Source organism: Microbispora hainanensis, assembly GCF_006874475.1.
Taxonomy (GTDB): domain Bacteria; phylum Actinomycetota; class Actinomycetes; order Streptosporangiales; family Streptosporangiaceae; genus Microbispora; species Microbispora hainanensis.
In genome coordinates, this window is the sequence record NZ_VIRM01000020.1 from 1 (window position 1) to 19758 (window position 19758).

Annotated in this window: 19 protein-coding genes and 1 pseudogene; 8 read left to right on the forward strand and 12 right to left on the reverse strand. The window is 71.9% G+C overall.

Annotated features, from left to right (window positions below; translation table 11 throughout):
* Positions 1–126: 126 nt before the first annotated feature.
* From FLX08_RS42130 to FLX08_RS17755, 9 genes and pseudogenes are all read right to left on the reverse strand, one after another.
* Complete coding sequence (locus FLX08_RS42130) at positions 127–1338, reverse strand: SGNH/GDSL hydrolase family protein (protein ID WP_244312717.1); 1212 nt, start codon at positions 1336–1338, stop codon at positions 127–129.
* A 289-nt stretch (positions 1339–1627) separates the two neighbouring features.
* Complete coding sequence (locus FLX08_RS17725; RefSeq protein ID WP_142619982.1) at positions 1628–2653, reverse strand: LacI family DNA-binding transcriptional regulator; 1026 nt, start codon at positions 2651–2653, stop codon at positions 1628–1630.
* Between the two features lie 259 nt (positions 2654–2912).
* Entirely contained in the window at positions 2913–4676 is a 1764-nt protein-coding gene (locus FLX08_RS17730; RefSeq protein WP_142619983.1) for an RICIN domain-containing protein, read from the reverse strand.
* Between the two features lie 130 nt (positions 4677–4806).
* The gene (locus tag FLX08_RS17735; RefSeq protein ID WP_142619984.1) at positions 4807–5277 is read right to left on the reverse strand and encodes a hypothetical protein; all 471 of its coding nucleotides are present in this window, start codon (positions 5275–5277) and stop codon (positions 4807–4809) included.
* A gap of 142 nt (positions 5278–5419) precedes the next feature.
* Positions 5420–5755: a hypothetical protein gene (locus FLX08_RS17740; RefSeq protein WP_142619985.1), complete on the reverse strand. Its 336-nt coding sequence runs from the start codon at positions 5753–5755 to the stop codon at positions 5420–5422.
* Positions 5756–5785: 30 nt separating this feature from the next.
* A pseudogene (locus tag FLX08_RS43400) lies at positions 5786–5869 on the reverse strand (hypothetical protein); the annotation flags it as partial.
* A gap of 65 nt (positions 5870–5934) precedes the next feature.
* Positions 5935–6594 (reverse strand): response regulator, encoded by a 660-nt coding sequence (locus FLX08_RS17745; protein ID WP_142619986.1) that lies wholly within the window; start codon positions 6592–6594, stop codon positions 5935–5937.
* Positions 6591–7745, reverse strand: a complete 1155-nt coding sequence (locus FLX08_RS17750; RefSeq protein ID WP_142619987.1) for a sensor histidine kinase — start codon at positions 7743–7745, stop codon at positions 6591–6593. The genes FLX08_RS17745 and FLX08_RS17750 overlap by 4 nt, the downstream gene beginning before the upstream one ends.
* Positions 7742–8575: a CPBP family intramembrane glutamic endopeptidase gene (locus tag FLX08_RS17755; protein WP_142619988.1), complete on the reverse strand. Its 834-nt coding sequence runs from the start codon at positions 8573–8575 to the stop codon at positions 7742–7744. Before FLX08_RS17755 ends, FLX08_RS17750 begins: the two co-directional genes overlap by 4 nt.
* Positions 8576–8833: 258 nt before the next feature.
* Here FLX08_RS17755 and FLX08_RS17760 point away from each other — a divergent pair, with 258 nt between their 5' ends.
* From FLX08_RS17760 to FLX08_RS17775, 4 genes are all read left to right on the forward strand, one after another.
* A complete protein-coding gene (locus FLX08_RS17760) occupies positions 8834–9427 on the forward strand; it encodes a TetR/AcrR family transcriptional regulator (RefSeq protein WP_142620072.1) in 594 nt (197 codons plus the stop codon).
* Complete coding sequence (locus FLX08_RS17765) at positions 9424–10299, forward strand: alpha/beta fold hydrolase (protein WP_142619989.1); 876 nt, start codon at positions 9424–9426, stop codon at positions 10297–10299. Before FLX08_RS17760 ends, FLX08_RS17765 begins: the two co-directional genes overlap by 4 nt.
* 148 nt (positions 10300–10447) lie before the next feature.
* Positions 10448–10771, forward strand: a complete 324-nt coding sequence (locus FLX08_RS17770; RefSeq protein ID WP_142620073.1) for a YciI family protein — start codon at positions 10448–10450, stop codon at positions 10769–10771.
* Complete coding sequence (locus FLX08_RS17775; RefSeq protein WP_142619990.1) at positions 10768–12003, forward strand: RNA polymerase sigma factor; 1236 nt, start codon at positions 10768–10770, stop codon at positions 12001–12003. Before FLX08_RS17770 ends, FLX08_RS17775 begins: the two co-directional genes overlap by 4 nt.
* Here FLX08_RS17775 and FLX08_RS17780 read toward each other — a convergent pair.
* Both FLX08_RS17780 and FLX08_RS17785 read right to left on the reverse strand, forming a co-directional pair.
* Positions 11990–13351: an aminobutyraldehyde dehydrogenase gene (locus FLX08_RS17780; protein ID WP_244312725.1), complete on the reverse strand. Its 1362-nt coding sequence runs from the start codon at positions 13349–13351 to the stop codon at positions 11990–11992. The genes FLX08_RS17775 and FLX08_RS17780 overlap by 14 nt on opposite strands.
* A 702-nt stretch (positions 13352–14053) precedes the next feature.
* Positions 14054–15064: a hypothetical protein gene (locus FLX08_RS17785; RefSeq protein WP_142619992.1), complete on the reverse strand. Its 1011-nt coding sequence runs from the start codon at positions 15062–15064 to the stop codon at positions 14054–14056.
* A gap of 132 nt (positions 15065–15196) precedes the next feature.
* Here FLX08_RS17785 and FLX08_RS17790 point away from each other — a divergent pair, with 132 nt between their 5' ends.
* Positions 15197–16321, forward strand: coding sequence for a sensor histidine kinase (locus FLX08_RS17790; RefSeq protein WP_142619993.1), 1125 nt, complete (start codon positions 15197–15199; stop codon positions 16319–16321).
* A complete protein-coding gene (locus FLX08_RS17795; protein ID WP_142619994.1) occupies positions 16309–16971 on the forward strand; it encodes a response regulator transcription factor in 663 nt (220 codons plus the stop codon). The genes FLX08_RS17790 and FLX08_RS17795 overlap by 13 nt, the downstream gene beginning before the upstream one ends.
* Positions 16972–17066: 95 nt before the next feature.
* On the opposite strand, the gene FLX08_RS17800 is transcribed toward FLX08_RS17795, so the two are convergent.
* Positions 17067–18212, reverse strand: a complete 1146-nt coding sequence (locus FLX08_RS17800) for an FAD-dependent oxidoreductase (protein ID WP_142619995.1) — start codon at positions 18210–18212, stop codon at positions 17067–17069.
* Between the two features lie 86 nt (positions 18213–18298).
* Here FLX08_RS17800 and FLX08_RS17805 point away from each other — a divergent pair, with 86 nt between their 5' ends.
* Both FLX08_RS17805 and FLX08_RS17810 read left to right on the forward strand, forming a co-directional pair.
* A complete protein-coding gene (locus FLX08_RS17805; RefSeq protein ID WP_142619996.1) occupies positions 18299–18835 on the forward strand; it encodes a TetR/AcrR family transcriptional regulator in 537 nt (178 codons plus the stop codon).
* A gap of 103 nt (positions 18836–18938) precedes the next feature.
* Positions 18939–19565 (forward strand): maleylpyruvate isomerase N-terminal domain-containing protein, encoded by a 627-nt coding sequence (locus tag FLX08_RS17810; protein WP_142619997.1) that lies wholly within the window; start codon positions 18939–18941, stop codon positions 19563–19565.
* Positions 19566–19758 lie beyond the last annotated feature (193 nt).

Genomic DNA, 19758 nt, shown 5'->3' on the forward strand with positions numbered 1-19758 from the left:
CGTGTCTCCTCGTCGTTTCCTCGTCAGTGGGGGTCGGGGGTGAGCCGTCCGGCAGACTCCGTGACGGGCACGGCCGTGGTGTCCCGCCTTCGCCGCGGTCGCCACGGCGAAGGCGGGACACCACCGTCAGACGCGGGTCCAGCGCTGGTTGGCCTGGCCGTTGCACGACCAGATCTGGAGCTTGACGCCGTTGGCGGTCGAGTAGTTGGGGACGTCGAGGCACTTGTTGGCGCCGACGGCGGTGATGGAGCCGTCGGAGTTGAGGCGCCACTGCTGGTTGTTCTGGCCGTTGCAGTCCCAGATGATCACGCTGGTGCCGTCGGCCGTGCCGGCGCCGTACGCGTCGAGGCACTTGCCGCCGTAGACCCGCAGCTCACCGGCACTCGTCACGGTCCACTGCTGGTTGCTCTGTCCGTTGCAGTCCCAGATCTGCACCTGGGCGCCGTTCGCCTGGGAGACGCCGGTGACGTCCAGGCAGCGGCCCGACCCCACGCCGCGGATGGCGCTCGTGGAGGCGGTCGGCGTCGGGCTGGGAGTGCCGCCGGGCTGGCCGATGCTGCCGGAGACCGACTGCAGCGCGGCGTACCATGCGGCGGCCATCTTGTCGTAGCCGTTGGCGGTGGGGTGGATGCCGTCGATGAGGTCGCCGGTGGTCAGCTTGCTGTGCATGTCGACCAGGTGGACGTGCTTGCCGCTGTTCGCCTTGGACTGCACGATGCCGGGGATCGCCGAGTTGAAGGTGCGGGCGGCGGCCTCCTGCCCGGAGTTCGACAGCGGGATGATGGTCGCGACGAACACCTCGGCGTCCGGCGCCGCCGCGGTGATGTGGTCGATCAGCGTGGACAGCCGCTGCGGTGCGCCGGACACGTTGTAGTTCTGCAGCACGTCGTTGGTGCCGATGTGCAACAGCACCGTGCGCGGCGTGTAGTTGCGCAGCCAGCCGGTGATGTTCGCGTCGATCTGGTCGATCCGCCACCCCGGGTGTCCCTCGTGGTCGTGGTCGCCCAGGCTGCCCGGTCCGTTGTACTGCGACCCGACGAAGTCGATCGTGTAGCGGCCCGAGGCAAGACGCGACCACAACCCGATCCGGTAGCCGCCGGGCACCTGCGTGCCCTCGGTGATCGAGTCGCCCAGCGGCATCACCCGCACCCCGCCGTTCGACTCCGCGACGGCGACCCCCGGGCTCGTCAGCGTGCCCGCAATCGCCACGACCACGGCCAGCAGCGCCGCGGCCGACAAGCGTCTCCACGTACGCGCGGTCGCCGCCGCGTGTCCGCCGAGCATGTTGCGAGGGGTGATTGCGGCGCCGACCAGGCGCAGAAGGGATTCGATCTTCATGAATGCTCCTGGGGTAGTGCGGGAGGGACGACGATCAGGCGTTTTGTTAGCGCTAACATTTGCGCCTACAGGACGGGTCCTCTCTGTGTGGTGATTAGGTGGTGGTGCGGCGGAGCAAATACGACGGCCGACGCCCCGTCAAGGCTCCCGCCCGGCCCGGGCCGGCCTCCCCGGTCTGCCGGTGCGCCTCATCTGCCGCGACGACAGCGGGCCCGGTAACCGCAGGCGGCCACGGGTGAAAATTTCACGACTTCGACGGAGCGGTTATGCGCCGGCCCGCGTACGGTCGTCAGGAACGGTGACGGCGCGCGCGGGCGGGGCCGGTCGTGCCCCGCAGGGAGATGGGCGGTGCGACCAGGAGATGACCGTGCGGGGTGGCGGGGTCGGCGATCAGCCGGATGAGCATGTCGACGGCGCGGGCGCCGAGCTCGTCCGCGGGGACGTCGGCGGCCGTGAGCGGAGGATGCAGGTTCTCCGCCCAGTGCCGCGCCGCGACGCCGGCGATGGAGAAGTCGCGAGGCACGACCAAGCCCGCCTGGGCCAGCGCGTGGTACATCCCGGGGGTGGCGGCCTCGTTGATGGTGGCGATCGCGGTCAGATCGGGATGCTCGCCGAGGAGCCGCTCGACGCAGGACACCCCCGATTGGGCGTCGTCGGCGCAGCAGGTCTGCACCCCGTCGAGACCCCGCTCCGTCATCGCGCGGGCGAAACCGGCCTGGGCGCGGTGGCCGGGACCGTATCCGGCCGCCACCAGCTCCTCGGAGCGGTTGACCAGGGCGATGCGGCGATGACCGAGGTCGGCCAGGTGGTGCACGCAGTTGGCGATCAGCTTCTCGTAGTCGATGTCCACCCAGGACATCTCCTCCGGCCGGCAGGTGCGGCCGATGCCGACGAAGGGCAGCCCGGCCTGCCGCAGGCGCGTCACCCGGTCGTCCTCCAGCCGTATCTCCATGACGATGACCCCGTCAACGCGTCTGCCGCCGACCACGCGCTCGAACGACCGGTCGTGCTCGCCCCCGGACGGTGACAAAAGGACGTCCAGGTCGGCGTGGGCGGCCGCGTCGACGACGCTGGCCACGAACCCGAGCTGCATGTCGGTAAGGCGCCGGCTGGCGGGTGGGATGACCAGGCCGATGGTGTGGGTCCTGCCCTCCTTGAGCGCCTTGGCGGCGGCGTTGGGCCGGTAGCCCAGCTCGTCGATGACCGCCTGGATGCGCCGGCGCGTCTCCTCCGACACGGGCCGCTTGCCACTGAGGGCGTACGAGACGGTGCTGCGCGCCACACCCGACCGCTTGGCGATCTCCCCGATGTTCACCGGCGCTCCTCACCTCGTCCGACCGACATGCACATCGTAAGTCGAATCGAGCGCATGCATCGACGACCACGACGCATGTCACCATCCGCGCGACCCCCGTGACGTGCGCGATCTGCTCCTTCGCGGTCCTACGAATCGATTCGACGTCAGGGGAGGCGATCGCGCCGGCGAGTCCGGACGCCGGTCGGACGTGTGGTGGCGCACGTCCGACCGGTATGGCGGTTACGAGCGAGGCGGGCCGGCGCCGCCGGTCACCTGATCAGTTTCGGGTCCACTTCTGACTGGTCGTGCCGGTGCACGACCACAGTTGCACCTTCGTGCCGTTCGAGGTGCCGAAGTTGCTCGCCTCCAGGCACAGGCCGGACTGCACGCCGGTGATGGTGCCGTCGGCGTTGACGTTCCACTGCTGGTTGGCCTGACCGTTGCAGTCCCAGATGATCGCCCTGGTCCCGTTCGCGGTTCCGGCGCCCTCGGCGTCCAGGCACTTGGCGCCGTACACCTGCAGTTGCCGCGAGGAGGTGTACGTCCACTGCTGGTTGGTCTGGCCGTTGCAGTCCCACAGGTTGAGCTGGGTGCCGTTCGTCTGCGACACGTTCGGCACGTCGAGGCAGCGGCCGGCGTTGACGTTGCGCAACGCCGACGCCGACCCGCCGCCGCTTGAGGGCGGCAGGAGTGTGATGGTGAAGGTGTCGTCGATGGCGGTGTGCGGAAGGTTGACCGTCGTGCCGTTGCCGGACAGGGTCACCACGGTGTTCTGGACGGTGACCGGCCCCTGGACCGCGCCGCCGCCGTTGTAGGGGATGCGCTCGACGAGGACGCGGACCTGGTTGTTCTGCACGATGCCGCCGGTGGTGTCCAGGCGCCGCAGGTTGACGGCGACGTTGCCGGTGGTGCGGCCGCCGCCGACGAGGATCTTGGCGTTCCCGCTCGCCTTGGTGGCGAAGGCGTCGTAGTTGGAGCTGGGGGTGACGGAGGCGATCTGTCCGGTCTGCGAGCCGTAGAACCGGTAGACCCACCACTCGCCCTTGGGCTGGTATTGGCCGGAGGAGTTGTGGACGAGGAGGTTGCCCAGGTCGTTGTGCAGGTTGCTCCCGCCCGCCCAGTTGGCGCGCAGGCCGTCGGCCCCGGCCCGCTCCAGCCGGGCGATGTACCAGGCGCCGTCGGCGGGGTTCTGCTCGTTGGAGGCGCCGTACTCGTTGATCTGGTACGGGCGAGGGTGGGCGATGCCGCGGGAGTTCAGCGTGGTGTCGGCCGTCGCGACGTTGGTGACCGGGTCCCCGGGCAGGGAGTGCCAGCTGACGATGTCGGGAACGACGTTGTTGGCCTTGACGTAGTCGAGGTACTGCGTCCACCAGCCGCCGGTGGACGGCACACCCGCGAGGCTGGGGCCCACGATCAGGTGGGAGGGGAACGCGGCACGGATGCGCTGGTAGGCGCGTTTCCACATCTCGAAATACTGCGACTGGGGACGGTTCCAGAACAGGGTGATGTTCGGTTCGTTCCACAGGTCCCACTGGACCGGGGCGCCGGTCGCCCGTAGGTCGTCGATCAGGCGGGTCAGGAAGTTGTCGTAGTCGGTCCAGTCGCCGTTGTCGCCGGGGAAGCGGGAGATCGGGTAGCCGTCGGCTCCCCACAGGTCGTGCACGAGCAGGACGAACTCCCCGCCGAGTGACCGCGTGCGCAGGAGCTGGGCGCGGGTGGCGTTCCACCGGCGGTCGTACTTGCCCGACACCCAGCCGCCGGGGCTGTCGAGCTGGGCGCCGCCGGCGCGCATGTATCGGAACTTCACGTCGGTGAAGTAGGTGTCCGGGGGCGCGGCCGCGTTCTCGGTCATGCCGTAGATCCACCCCGACGCCCGGTACGTCGGGGATCCGCCCGCGACCGAGAAGTCGACGGTGATGGACTCGTCGGCGGCCTGGGCCGGTGCGGCGGTCGTGAGGACGGACGCGGCGACGAGCGTCGCGGCGGAGAACAGGGCGGCCAGGCCGCGGCGGCCGCGCCGCCAACGTGAGGTGGTGTTCACTCGTGACTCCTTCGACGGGGGGTGGGGAACGCGCCGTCCGGCGGTCGGGGTGAAGCGAAGGGGTGGTCTCAACGCGGGCGACATAGTCGAATCGATTCGCGGAAAGCGTAAATTCACGCGGGAAGGCATGTCAATTGCGTGTGTCGCAGACATGAACGGGATATGTCCTGCGACTGCCCTGCGGAGGTTCCCGTCGCCGAGGCGCGAAACCTCCTCGCTCGGCAGCGTGTTTCGAATCGGTTCGCGGCCAGGTCAGGGCACGCATGGCGGTGACGAGCCGGTGTCCTGGATAGTCGGCGAGGCGAGGAAACTCCTCGCGGTGATAGCAGGCCCAGTAGCTCACCACACGCTGCTGAACGAGGGTGAAGAACCCGGGGTTGTCGGCCAGGAAACGGCCGTAGGCCCGGCGGGCGGGGGAGCCCGGAACGTCGAGGTCGCCGAGCGCGTCCGGGAACGCGCAGGTCGGCGACTCGTTCAGGCCGGAGGGCTCCGGCTCGCCGGAATGGTCGATGCTCCGCCATCGGTAATGGGCGTCGGGCAGGGTCTTGCTCGCTTTCAGTATGTCCAGGGCGCGGACGAGTGCGCCCTCGTCGTTACGCACGTCGCCGGCCGGCCGGTGATGTAGTCCCAGGGCGCATGCGGTCCCAGCGGCATGTGATGCCCGACGGCGCGGCGCAGGGCGACGTATCGCTCGAGGTGGGGCAGCGTGCGGTCACGCACGCGCCGTGCGTAGGCATCGAAGCTCACGAACCGTTCTCGCGGGCGTCGAGGGCCTGGACCCATTTCACCGCGACCGCGGCGACCTGGATGAGCTCGGTGCGCAGGCGGCCGGGGTCGTCCTCGGCGAACGCTTCGAGCACCTCTTCGTGCAGGATGTGCCGCCAGGTCAGGCGGCCTTCGGCCGCGGCGTCGGCCACGGCCCGCTTGGCGAGGTCGGCCTCGGGCGCGTACGCGGGCCCGGTGCCGTCGGGGTGTTCCTGCAGCCCCCACATCGCATCCTGGGCGACGCGCTCGGTTGTCACGTCGGCCAGAACTCGGTGCAGCGAACCGGGAACGCCGTAGTCGCCAGGCTGCGTCATGTGCCGGTGTCCTTCCTGCCGCACGATCACCTACCGCGACCGGCTCGCGTCCTGCCATGAGCTCGGGTGCGGCGGCTGGTTGTAGGCGGTGTTCTGCCAGGCCAGGGCGACGCGATAGCACTATATCCACTCCAGACGGGCAAAAGATCGCACTATCGGGCGGATCGCACCAGCTCGCCTCAGGTCACCAGGCCCCGGCGGTAGGCGTACACCACGGCCTGCACGCGGTCGCGCAGGCCGAGCTTGGTGAGGATGCGCGACACGTACGTCTTGACGGTCTCGTGGCTGATGACCAACGTCGCGGCGATCTCGCTGTTGGACAGGCCGTCGGCGATGAGGCGCAGCACCTCCAGCTCGCGCGGGGTCAGCGCGACGTCGTCCGCTGCGCCCTCGGCGGGACGGATCCGCGCCGCGTACCTGCCGACGAGCTGCCGCGTCACCTCGGGCGCCAGCAGCGCGGCGCCCGTCGCGACGGTGCGGATGCCGTGCAGGAGCTGCGCCGGTGGGGCGTCCTTGAGCAGGAACCCGCTCGCGCCCGCCCGCAGCGCCTCGTACACGTACTCGTCCAGGTTGAACGTCGTCACCACGAGCACCTTGACGGGATTCTCCACCCCCGCGCCGGCCAGCAGGCGGGTCGCCTCGATGCCGTCGAGCACCGGCATGCGCACGTCCATCACCACGATGTCCGGGTTCAGCCGCCGGGCGAGGTCGACCGCGGTGCGGCCGTCCCCGCACTCGCCCACCACTTCGAGGTCGGGCTGCGCATCGATGATCGTCGCGAACCCGGTGCGGATCAGCGCCTGGTCGTCGCAGATCAGGACCCGGACCGGCGCGGTCACGACGGGCTTCCCGAGGGGATGCGTGCCCGTACGACGAAGCCGCCGCCCGCCTGCCGGTCGGCGCTGAACTCGCCGCCCAGGGCGTCGACCCGCTCGCGGAGCCCGGCGAGACCGCGCCCGCTCCCACCGGGGGCGCCGGTTCGCGAGCCGGAGCCGCCGGTGCCGACCTCCACGAATATCTCCTTCTCGCCATAGCGCACCCGGACCTCGGTGCGGCTGCCATGAGCGTATTTGAGGGCATTGGTCAGGGATTCCTGCACGACCCTATAGGCGACGAACTCGGCGCTGCCGCTGGATTCGGCCGGTTCGCCCTCCTCGGTGAACTCCACCGGCTGCCCGGCCTGGCGCGTCTGCTCCACCAGCGTGCGGAGCTCGCCGACGGACGGCATCCTGACGTCGCTGTCGTGGCCGGGGTTGAGCAGGTCGAGCAGGCGCCGCAGGTCGGAGATGGCCCGCCGGCCGGTGTCGGTGACCGCGCTCAGGGCCGCGTCGAGACGCTCGGGCGCGGCGGTCAGATAGCGTGCCGCCTCGGCCTGTACGACCATCGCCGTCACGTGATGGGTGACGACGTCGTGGAGCTCGCGGGCGATGCGGGTGCGTTCGGCGGCGCGGGTGGCCTCGGCGACGCGGAGGCGGGCCGCGGCCTCGGCGGCCCGGGCGGAGCGCAGCCAGGCCCCGGCTCCCCACGCGAGGACCAGCGCCATGAAGAACGTGACGTAGCCGTCCAGCTCCTCGGGCGAGCCGCTCCGGTCGAGCGCGAGCGCCAGCGGCACGTACGCCGCCGAGAGGAGGACCATGATGACGCGCCGGTGACGCTCCAGGTGGACGCCCGAGCTGATGAGCGCGATGGGCAGCGCGGTGCCTCCCGCCGTGTGGTACGCGAGGAGCTGGTCGAGGGCAAAGCCCAGCGTCACCGGGAGGAGACAGGCGGCCGGCCATCGCCGGCGGACGGCCAGCGGCAGGCACTCCAGGGCGATCACCAGGACGGCCGCCGCGTCCAGGGGGCGGGTCGGCAGGTCGCCGAGCTGCGTCCCGTAGTTGCGCACCGGCGGCAGGAGTGACGTGGCGGCCAGCAACAGCGCCAACGAGGAATCCCGGACCGTGACGTCGAACCGCATCCACAGATCCGGCACCCGCCGGAAATCGATCACCGGGAGAGCGTAGCGGTCGCCGCGGCCCGGGCGTGCCGCCGGAGGGGGACCAGGTTGCCGCGACGGCGGGCCAGCCACATGAAGGCGATCGTCAGCAGCGCGCCGAACAGCACCGCGTACGGGCTCGCCTCCGGCCCGAAGTCGCCGCCGGTGAGCAGGGCCGGGCCGGACGTCACGCTGTTCAGCAGCCCGTGGGTCGCACCGTTGCCGGAGACCTCGGCGCTGAAGACGCCGGCCTCGGCGAAGTTCCAGCCGAAGTGCAGGCCGATCGGCAGCCACAGGGTGCGGGTGGCGGCGTAGGCGGCGGCGAGCATGCCGCCGGACTCGACGGCGATGGCGATCGCGCCCCACAGGCTGGCGTGCTCGCTGCCCAGGTGCATAAGGCCGAACACCAGGCCGGACAGTCCCAGCGCGATCCACGTGCCGGTCCATTGCTCGACGATCCGGAACAGCACGCCGCGGAACATCAGCTCCTCGGTCACGGCGGCGGCGGCCATGAAGCCGAGCAGCCCGATCATGCCCGTCACCGAGCCGAGGCCGTCGACCCGGAAGTACCCCAGGAAGGCGAGGTTCACGATCACGGCCGCGAACATCCCGGCCCCGATCAGCAGCCCCCGGCCGACGGCGGGGGCGGCGCCCCGCACGGCCACCTCCACCGGCGCGCGGCGCTCGGACCACCGCACCACCCGGGCGTACACGACCACGGCGAGGACGGCTGTCGCGAGACCGAGGACGAGGGTGACGAACGCGTTCCCCTGCACCGCGCCCACGAGCGCGCCGCCGGCGAAGGCGACCACCGCGACGGCCACGAGCTGCTTCAACAGTCGCATGACGACTCCTTCGGGAGACTCCGCGACCGGAGCGCCGCGGCTACGCCGAGAACGCTAGGGATCCGGCTGCCGGGAATCGTCACCGCGCGGTGGACATTCGCCGGTAGCTCGCACGGGGGACGGCCGCGGACCCGGACGACGTCGTCATACGAGCCGTCACCGCGATAACCGCTTGCGCTCCGCGCCGGCGTGCGGAAACCTAGGTGTCCAAGGAAAAATCTAGGGCTCCTAGGAATCTCTTGGAAGGGCGGCATGCGCATGGTGCGGGCCGGGTTGACGGCGGATCGGGTGACGCTCGCCGGTGCCGAGCTGGCGGACGAGGTCGGGCTCGACCACGTGACCATGTCGGCGGTGGCACGACGACTCGGGGTGAAGGACGCCAGCCTGTACGCGCACGTCCGCAGCCTTGAGGACCTGCGCGGGCGGATCGCGCTGCTGGCGGCGGACGAGAAGACCATCCGCATCGCGGAGGCGACCGCCGGGCGGGCCGGGAAGGACGCACTCGTCGCGTACGCCAACGCCTGGCGGCAGTACGCGCACGACCACCCGGGCCGATACACGGCGACGCAGATCCCGATACAGATCGACCCCGAGCTCGCGGCCCGGGCGGCCGGGCCGCGGCGCGCCGTCGAGCTGACCTACAGCATGCTGCGCGGCTACGCGCTGGAGGAGCCCGACCTGACCGACGCGGTCCGGCTGATGCGCAGCACGCTGCACGGCTTCACCAGCCTGGAGGCCGCGGGCGGGTTCGCGCACGCGCGCCCGGCGGAGGACACCTGGGTCCGCTGCCTCGACGCCCTGCACACCCTCCTGGAGCACTGGCCCACGCACGACGAAGGAGATCCGGCATGACCAGCCCCGCCATCGGCCACCTGCGCGTGGACGGCGCCACCCTGCACTACGAGGTGCGCGGAGCGGGACCGCTCCTGCTGCTCATCCCCGGCGGCACGGGCGGAGCGTCCTCCTTCGACGGCGTCGCCGAGGCCCTGGCCGCCGACTACACGGTCGCGTCCTACGACCCGCGCGGCCTGTCCCGCAGCCCCCTTGACGACCCGGAGGCTCCGCAGCGGGTCGAGCGGCACGCCGACGACGCGCTCCGGCTGCTGGAGCTGCTGTCTCCGGACGCGCCCGCCCGCGTGGCCGCCTGCAGTTCGGGCGCCATCGTCGCGCTGCACCTGCTCACCACCCATCCCGAGCGGATCGAACGCGTCGTGGCGCACGAGCCGCCGGTGGTGGAGGTGCTGCCGGACGCGGCCGAGCACCGCGCGCTGCTCGCCCGCGTCCAGGACACGTTCCATCGGGAAGGGCTGATGCCCGCGGCGGCCGTCTTCGCCGCCGGCCTGAGACGGCCCGGCACCGAGCCCGCCGACGAGCCCGCCGACGAGCCCGGCGCCGAGCCCGCCGACGCCGGGGCGGCCACCGAGCTTCCCCCGCAGGCGGCGGCACGGGCGGAGCGGACGATGGCCGACATGCCCTACTTCCTCGGACGCATCGTGCCGGGCTTCATGGCGTACCGGCCGGACGTGGACCGGCTGGAGGCCCTGTCGGACCGGCTCGTGCTCGCCGCGGGGGCGGACTCGGAAGGCGAACTCCCCTACCGTCCCGCCGCCTTCCTCGCCGAGCGGTTCGGCACGGAGCTCGTCCACTTCCCCGGCGGGCACACCGGGCTCAGCACGCACCCCGCCGAATTCGGCGAGCTGCTCCGCAAGGTGCTGACCGCCTGATCCGGCAGCTCCGGCGGAGTCCTGCCGCCGGGTGTCGTAAAAGGCGGGTGCCCGATCGTCTTCCTGTCGAGGGCCGATTCGAGGGCCGATTCGAGGGCCGATTAGAGGGCCGATCGAGGGAAGAGAGTCAACCGTGAAGTATGTGCTGATGTTCGTAGAGAACGAGGAGTTCGCCGCGCGTCTGGAGGCGATGGGCGAGCTGGAGCGCGAGGCCGCCTACGAGGCGGTGACGCGCTGGTTCGCCGAGAACTCCGGCAAGATCACGCATCACGCTCATCTGGCGCCCGCGCACACCGCGACCACCGTACGCCTCGACGGCGGCGAGCCCGTCGTCACCGACGGACCGTTCGTCGAGGGCAAGGAGGTCGTCAGCGGCTACGCCGAGGTGGAGGTGGCCGACCTGGACGAGGCGCTGAAGCTGGCCAGGTCGTGGCCGGCGTGCCCGGTCGTGGAGATCCGCCCGATCGCATGAGCGCACCGGACGACGGCCGGGGGAGCCGCGAGGCGCTGGCCCACGTGGTGCGCGAGCACGCGGGCCGCCTCGTGGCCTGCCTGGTGTCGCTGCTGGGCGACTTCTCCGCCGCGGAAGACCTGGTGCAGGACGCCGTGGAGACCGCGCTGCGCCGCTGGCCGGTCGAGGGCGTGCCGGACCGGCCGGACGCCTGGCTGCTCACCGTGGCCCGGCGCCGCGGCCTCGACGTGCTGCGGCGGGAGACGAACCACCGCGCCAAACTGGCCCGGCTGCGGTGGCCCGAACCGGGGGAGGGCGACGACCGGCTACGGCTGATCTTCACGTGCTGCCATCCGGCGCTGTCGCCCGAGGCCCGGATCGCGCTGACCCTGCGGGTGGTGTGCGGGCTGAGCACCGCGCAGATCGCCGCGGCCTTCGTCGTGCCGGAGACCACCGTCGCCCAGCGGATCACCCGCGCCAAACGGAAGATCGCCGCAGCGGGCATTCCCTATCGGATTCCGGCCGCGGACGAACTGCCCGAGCGGCTCGGCGCCGTGCTCGCGGTCGTCTATCTGCTGTTCAACGAGGGCTACCTGTCGAGCACCGGCGACCGGGCCGAGGCACGCGACCTGGCCGACGACGCCGAGTGGCTGGCCGCGCTCCTGGCCGGCCTCATGCCGGGCGAGCCGGAGGTGGCCGGGCTGCTCGCCCTCATCCGGCTCCACCGCGCACGCGGCGCGGCCAGGTTCGACTCCCACGGGCGTCTGGTGCCGCTCGCCGAGCAGGACCGCTCGTTGTGGGACCACGCCGCGATCGCGGAGGCGACCGCGGCGCTGACCCGGGCCGCCCGGGCCCACCGCCGGCCGGGGCCCTACCAGGTGCAGGCCGCGATCGTCGCCTGTCACGCCGAGGCGGCCGGCTTCGAGCAGACCGACTGGGCGCAGATCCTCGTGCTGTACGACATGCTCCTGGCCGTCGCCCCGTCGCCGGTCACCCGGCTGCACCGGGCCGTTGCCCTGCGCTATGTCAAGGGGCCGGCCGCCGCGCTGGCGGAGCTGACCGGCCTGGAGGAGGCCCTGTCCCGCTACCCGCTGCTGCACGCCACCCGGGCCGAGCTGCTGCGCGCGCTGGGTGACACCGATCAGGCGCGGCTATCCGACGAGCGAGCGCTGGGCCTGACCGCCAACCCGGCCCAGCAGGCACTGCTCCACCAGCGGCTGGATCAGGCGCACGGAGACGTCAGGTATGGCTGATCATCACGTGCTTGACCCGTGTGTAGGCGTCGAGGCCGTATCGGGACAGGTCCTTGCCGGTGCCCGAGTGCTTGAAGCCGCCGTGCGGCATCTCGGGGATGATCACCTGGTGGCAGTTGACCCAGACCGCGCCGAAGTCCAGCGCGGCGGAAAGGCGCATGGCACGCCCGGTGTCCCTGGTCCACACGCTGGAGGCGAGCGCGTACTCGACCCCGTTGGCCAGGGCGACGGCCTCGTCCTCGTCCTCGAACGGCTGCACGGTCACGACCGGGCCGAAGATCTCCTGCTGCACGATCTCGTCGTCCTGCCGCACGTCGGCGACGACGGTCGGCGGGAAGAAGTAGCCGGGACGGTCGAGCCGGGCGCCGCCGGCGACCACCCGGGCGTGCGCGGGCAGCCGGTCGAGGAACCCGGCGACCCGCTCGGCCTGGGCGGCGTTGTTGGACGGGCCGAGGAACACGCCCTCGTCGGGGCCACCGACGGCGAGGGCCCGCGCCGCCTCGGCCAGCGCCTCGACGAACCCGTCGTAGGCGCGCCGCTCGACGAGCACGCGGGTGACGGCCGTGCAGTCCTGTCCCGTGTTGAAGAACGCCGCCTCGGCGATGCCGGCGGCCGCGGCGGCCGGGTCCACGTCGGCGAAGACCAGCGCGGGGGCCTTTCCGCCCAGCTCCAGGTGGACGTCCTTGAGGTCGCTCGCCGCGGCCGCCATCACCTCGGCTCCGGCCCGGGTCGAGCCGGTGATCGCCACCATCTCCACGCCGGGGTGCGCCACCAGCGCTCGGCCGGTGTCCCGGTCGCCGCACACCACGTTGACCACGCCGGGCGGCAGCACCCGGGCGCACAGCTCGCCGAGCAGCACGGTCGAGCCCGGCGTCGTGTCGGACGGCTTCAGCACCAGCGTGTTGCCCGCCGCCAGCGCCGGGCCGATCTTCCAGGCGGCCATCATCAGCGGGTAGTTCCACGGCGTCACCTGGGCGACGACGCCGATCGGCTCACGGCGTACGAACGAGGTGTGCCCCTCGGCGTACTCGGCGGCGCCGAGGCCCTCCAGCACCCGCGCCGCGCCGGCGAAATAGCGGATGGTGTCGATCGCCCCGCCCACGTCGACCCGCAGCGCGATGCCGCGCGGCTTGCCGGTCGCCCGCACCTCGGCCTCGGCCAGCGCCTCCCTGTTGTCCGCCATCAGATCGGCCAGCTCAAGGAGCAGCCGCTGACGCTCGGCCGGGGTGGTGCGCCGCCAGGTGCGCGCGGCCTCGGCGGCGGCCGTGACCGCGTGGTCCACGTCGGCGCCGCCCGAGCGGGCCGCCTGGGCGTACACCTTCTCGGTGGACGGGTCGACCAGGTCCATCCACTCTCCGGACGCCGGGTCGCGGCTCTCTCCGGCGATCACATTGCGATACGTGTCCACGACGGTCTCCTTGGAGTCGATTAGGGTCTCAGGCGGCGACGGAGGCGCGGTGAGCGCGGCGCGACAGCGGGCGGGTCGCCGAGGCCCAGGTCGGCCGGCACCGCGACCGCGGCTTTCGCCGACCCCTATGCGTTCGACGTGACACGCGAGAACAACGACCACATCACTTTCGGCAAGGGCAGCCCGCACTTCTGCCTGGGCAACTCCCTCGCCTGGCCGACATCAGGACGAAGTTGGACCTGACGCGGCGGGCGTCGCCCCCGAGCCCTGGCCTGACCGGCATCGGACGGCCCACAGCGGGGCCGGCGGGCTCTCATGGCCCCGCCGGCCCCGCTGTGCTCCCGTACGGTTACCGGATCTCGCGGGACTCGCGATCGACATCGAGGCCCATCGGGATCTCCGCCGTGTCTTCCAGACACGTGTCGTTCCCGTCCGGGGGTTCGCCGTCGGCCCGGGCGTCGCCTCGATGGCCCGGGCGGTCCGGGGTCTGTGCCCGTTCGTCCCGCGGGCGCCTGGGCCGGCCTGCCTGTTGGTCCTTCCGCATGAAGACACCTCCAGGATCATGGGAATGAGGGCCTCCTCGCCCTCGCATGGGTGCGTACCCGCTGCCCGGTATAGCGACGTGCGAAATCCGGCCTGCGCTCATCCGGTGCGAGTGAGGCCGGCGATCCGGCGGCCCAGCAGGGCCAGCAGACCCACCATGACCACGCCGACGGCCGCCAGACCGGCGCGGTCGGCCGCCGTGTCGGTGTTGGAGATCAGGCCGAACGCGGTGTGCGCGATCAGGGCGCCCGAGGCCAGGGCGAGACTGTGCCGGTCCGTCCAGAGGCCGCCGGCCGTCCAGCGGCGCAGGAGCCACGCGACGATGACCGCCAGCACGGCCGCCGCCGACATCGGCACGATCACCCATCCGCCGTGCGTGAAGGCGGGCCGGGTCGCGCCCCCGAAGGGGAACAGCGACGCCAGGAATGCGAAGGCGGCCACGGCGCCGAACACCCCGGCCACCGCGGGCGCGGGCGGGCTGACCGGGGATACGGCCCGGCGGAGCCTGAGCCGCAGCCCCACCGCCGTCAGCAGGGCCACGGCGGCCGCGCAGCCCGCGAGGATCGCCGGTGGCGCCTCATACCCGGGGTCGATGGCCGTCACCACCGTCACCCGCAGCAGCAGCGCGCCGAGGACGAAGACCGTCCCGGCCACCCAGGCGCCGAGCCTGCCCAGGTAGGGCCGGTCACGCAGCGACGGGACGATCAGATCGGTCAGCAGGATCGGGATCGCGGCGCTGAAGACCGCGTGATAGGGGATCTGCAGCTCGGCGTACGCGCTGTTCAGCCCCAGGATCCGGGGCGCCCACCCGGCGGCGCCGTAGATCGTGGGGCTGCTCAGCGCCTGCAGCGCCAGGCCCTCCTCGACGATGCCGTACGCGGCCCCGAGCAGCAGCACCCCGGTCCAGCCCGTCCCGGCCCGCCGCACCAGCTCGCGCACCAGGACGACGCCCGCGCCGTATATCGGGACCCACAGCAGCAGGAGCCAGGCCATGCGCAGCGGCGGGTTGCCGAGGGTGAACTCGGCCACGAGCGGTGTGATCACCGCGAGGAGCAGTGCGGCCAGCCGGCCGCGCGTCTTGTTCGCCTTGTTCGTCTTCTTCGCCGTCATGCGCCCAGCGTGTTCCGCACCCAGCATGGACGTCTGCCGCCCCGGGCCCTGGCCGTGCCAACCCAGGTGACAACCCGGAGTCGACTTTGGTTGCTGCCGCCGCCGGGCCCGCCGTCATTACGCTGGGCGTCCGTGACGGCAGACGTACGGCCGGGTCCGGCCACGACACGGCGGGACCGGGCGATCCGGGTGGGAGGGGTCGCCTGCGCGCTGGCCGCGGCGGCGGTCGTCGTGCACGGCGACCTCGGCGCGGCTTCCGGCTGGTGGCTCGCCGTGGACGTGGCCGGCGGCGCGGTGGCGTGCGGGGCGTTGTGGCTGTCGCGCCGGTGGCCGGCCACGATGGCGCTCGTGGCCGTGGCGCTGGCGGTGCCCGCGGCATCGGCGTCGGTCGCGGCCGGCATCGCCACGCTGATGACCGCTCTGTATCGCCGCTCGGCCGTCGCGATCGGGGTGGGCGCGGCGTGGGTGGCCGCGACGCTGGCCCGGTTCTGGCTGCGGCCGCCGGGGCTGGCGCCCTACCCGGTGTGGGCGCTGGTCGCGGTGCTGTTCGGGGTGGCGCTGACCGGATGGGGGATGCTGGCGCGGGCCCGCCGTCAACTGGTGCTGTCGCTGGAGGAGCGGGTCCGCAGGGCCGAGGAGGAGCAGCGGCGACGCGTCGAACAGGCCCGCCACGCCGAACGCCTGGCCATCGCGCGCGAGATGCACGACGTGCTGGCGCACCGGCTGTCGCTGCTGGCCCTGCACGCCGGGGCGCTGCAGTTCAACGCGCGGGCCGACCCCGAGGAGGTCGTCGAGGCGGCCGCGGTGGTGCGCTCCAGCGCGCACCAGGCGTTGCAGGAGCTGCGCCAGGTCATCTCGGTGCTCCGCGAGGCGCCCGTCCTCGCCGAGCTGGACCTGCACGCTCTGGTCGAGGAGGTACGGCAAGCGGGCATGCAGGTGGAGATGCACGACGGCGGTGTGCGCCTGCCCGGCCTGCCGGGGCTGACGGCGCGGGCGGCCTACCGGATCGTCCAGGAGGGGCTCACCAACGCCAGGAAGCACGCACCGGGCAGGCCCGTGACCGTCCGCCTCGACGGCGGGCCGGAGCAGGGGCTCGCCATCGAGATACGAAACCCCGTGGTGCACGCTCCCCGGAGTGAGGGCGCCGGCCTGGCCGGGATGCGGGAGCGGGCCGAGCTGGCGGGCGGCCGGGTGGAGCAGGCCGGGATGGACGAAGGCGAGTTTCGGCTGGCGGTCTGGCTACCATGGCCGGTGTGAGCGCCGTACGCGTGCTGGTCGTGGACGACGACCCGCTCGTCAGGGCGGGTCTGACGCTGATGCTCAAGGGCGCCGACGAGCTCGTCGTGGTGGGCGGCGTGGCCGACGGCGCCGAGGTCGGAGCCGCGGTCGACGCGTACGCGCCCGAGGTGGTGCTCATGGACATCCGCATGCCGGGCCTGAACGGGATCGACGCCACCCGGCTGCTGCGGCGCCGGCCCGACCCGCCCCACGTCATCATGCTGACCACGTTCGACGCCGACGAGCACGTCTTCGGCGCGCTGCGCGCCGGGGCCAGCGGTTTCCTGCTCAAGGACACCCCGCCGGAGGGCATCGTGGACGCGGTGCTCCGGGTCGCGGCGGGCGAGCCCATCCTGTCGCCCGGCGTGACCCGGCGCCTGATCGCCCACCTGGCGCCGGAGGCGGAGGACCGCCGCCGCGACGACGGACGCAGACTGCTGTCCCGGCTCAGCGACCGCGAGCGTGAGGTCGCCGCCGCGGTCGGCCGGGGCGCGTCCAACGCGGACATCGCGGCGGAGCTCCACATGAGCGTCGGCACGGTCAAGAGCTACATCTCCCGCATCCTCGCGAAGACCAACCTGGACAATCGCGTCCAGCTCGCCCTCATCGCCCACGACAATCCGCTCTAGCCGTTCCCGGCCCGCGTCGTTCATGCGGTGGGAGTTGATGCCGCATGCGTTCATGCAGTGTGCGTTCATGCGGTGTGCGTTCCTGCGGTGTGCGTTCATGCGGTGTGCCGCCGGTTCAGCCCGGACAGTTGCCAGGCCAGCCGCGTACGGACGGTGGGGATGCGGCCGGCCAGGGCAAGGACGAGGTTGCGCAGCACGCGGCGGCCGGCGGCGGCGGTGGCGAGCTTGGTGAGCCGCCCGGCGAGGGCGACCACCTGCTCTGCCTGGGGGAGCCGGGTGGCGGCATAGGAGTCGAGGAGGCTGTCCGGGCCGCCGTCGAGCACCCGGGCCAGCGTCTCACCCAGGTGTACGGCGTCGTCGATGCCCAGGTTCATGCCCTGGCCACCGGCGGGTGAGTGCACGTGGGCGGCGTCGCCGGCCAGCAGGATGCGGCCCCGGCGGTAGGTGTCGGCGATGCGGTGGTGGACCCTGAAGCGCGAGCTCCAGATCAGCTCCCGCACCCGCGCGGGCTCGGCCTTCGGGCCGCGGGTGTCGAGCAGGTGCTGCACCAGGGGGATGCCGGGCTCCTTGGGCGCCTCGTCCACGGTGGCGACGATGCGGTGCAGGCCGCCGGGCAGCGGGGCGACGACGACCAGTCCGGCGGGCGAGAAGTACAGGATGACCTCGTTGCCGGGCACCCCGCCGGACAGGCGGACGTCGGCCAGCACGAACGACTCGGCGTAGGTGCCGCCGCTGAAGCCGATCCCCGCGCTCTGGCGGACGGTGCTGTGCATGCCGTCGGCGCCGATCAGATAGGCGGCGTGGATGCGCTGCCCGTCGTCCAGGGTGGCGGTGACACCCTCGGCGTCCTGCTTGATCCCGCTCACCCGGACGGGCCTGATCACTTTGCCGCCGAGCTCGTGCAGACGGGCCAGCAGGTGGGCCTCCGTGTCGGCCTGGGAGATCATCAGAGTGTACGGGTAGGCGGTCGGCAGACCGTCGAAGGGCACCGGCACCAGCACTCGGTCGCGGTCGCGGATGGTGAAGACCGGAGCGTGGATGCCCTGCGCGGCCAGCCGGTCCGCCACGCCGTACGGCTCCAGGACTTCCAGTGTGCGGGAGTGCACGACGGCAGCGCGAGAGGTGTTGGCGCCTCCCTCCTGCGCGTCCACGATCACGACCTTCCGGCCGTGCCGGCTCAGGACGATCGCGGCGGTCAGCCCGACGGGTCCGGCTCCCACGATGAGCACTTCGGCGTTCATGGCGTCTCCTTGGTCAACGGTTGTTGGCATGACCGTAAGCCCGCCGCGCGTGCGAAGTCAACAAGTGTTGGCCTACAATCGTTGACATGAGAAGATCCTCCACCGAGACCAAGGCCGTGATCCTGGCCGCGGCCCGCGAACGCTTTGCCGCCGACGGCTACGACAAGGCCACCATCAGGGCCATCGCCGCCGATGCGCGAATCGACCCGGCCATGGTGATGCGTTATTTCGGCACCAAGGAGAAGCTGTTCGCGGCCGCGGCCGAATTCGACCTGGAGCTGCCCGAGCTGCCCGCGGATCAGGCCGGCGTCGGCCTGGTGCGCCACTTCCTGCGCAAGTGGGAGGCCGACGAAGGACTGCAGGTCCTGCTGCGCACGGGTGTGACGAACGAGGCCGCCGCCGAACGCATGCGGACGATTCTCGGCGGCCAGGTCATGCCGCTCGTGATCAGCCTGACCGGCGATCCGGAACGCGCCCCCCTGCGGGCCTCCCTGGTCGCCTCACAACTGCTGGGCTTGGCCCTGTCCCGCTACATCCTGAAATTTCCGCCGATGGTGGCGGCAACGGAGGAAGAACTGGTCGCCTGGCTGAGTCCCACGATCCAGCGTTATCTCACCGAGTGAGGCCGGGGCGTGAAGGTCGCCCGCGCCTGGTTCGCAGTTTTGGCGCCTCGGCGCGGACGGAAGGACCGGATCGGGTGCGTGAAACCGCGTTTACCCTTCTGGCGTGATCTCCGCGTTTCTCGACACGGCCGAGGTCGTATCCGGGCTGCTGCACGCTCCGGCGCTGACCGAACGCTGGGAGCGGCCAAGCGCGCTGGCCCGGTTCCGGGTCAGCGGACTGGCCGGTCATCTTGCCCGAGCCGTCTTCAACGTCGAGCGCTGGGTGGCTGAGCCGCCGCAGCCCGACGGGACACCCATCGACGCCGTCGCGTACTTCCTGGCCGGTGCCAGGCCCACGCCGGATCTGGACGATGCGGTGCCGCGCCGGATCCGCGAGCTGGGCGAGCAGGAGGCGGCTGACGGGCCCGTCGCCTTGGTCGAGGAGTTCGACGCCGCCCGCGCCCGGCTCACATCGTTGCTGCCGGCCCTGCCGCCCGACCGGCCTGTCGGCGTCTTCGCCCATGTGCTCCCGCTCGACCAGTGCCTGCTGACCCGGCTCGTGGAACTCGTCGTCCACCTCGACGACCTGGCGGTCAGCCTGGAGATCCCCACACCACCGGTGCCCGTCGAAGCCGCCGACGCGGTCACCACCTGCCTGACCCGCATCGCCGTGGCCCGCCACGGTTGCCTCCCGCTGATCCGCGCCCTGTCCCGCCGCGAACGCGCCGTCGACCAGATCGCAGCGTTCTGAAACTCCTGCACGTCCGGAAGCAGCGGCATCTGCTGGGCGCGCGGAGATCGGCGTCAACGGCGGCCGCGTGGGCGCTATCACGGCCGAGCCCTGGCCGCGAGTGGGTGCAACGGACCTTGGACCCGGTTCATGGCGGTAGCCAGCGGTAGTTATGCGCGGGACAGACCGTGATCCCGTTCCGTAGGCAGTTATG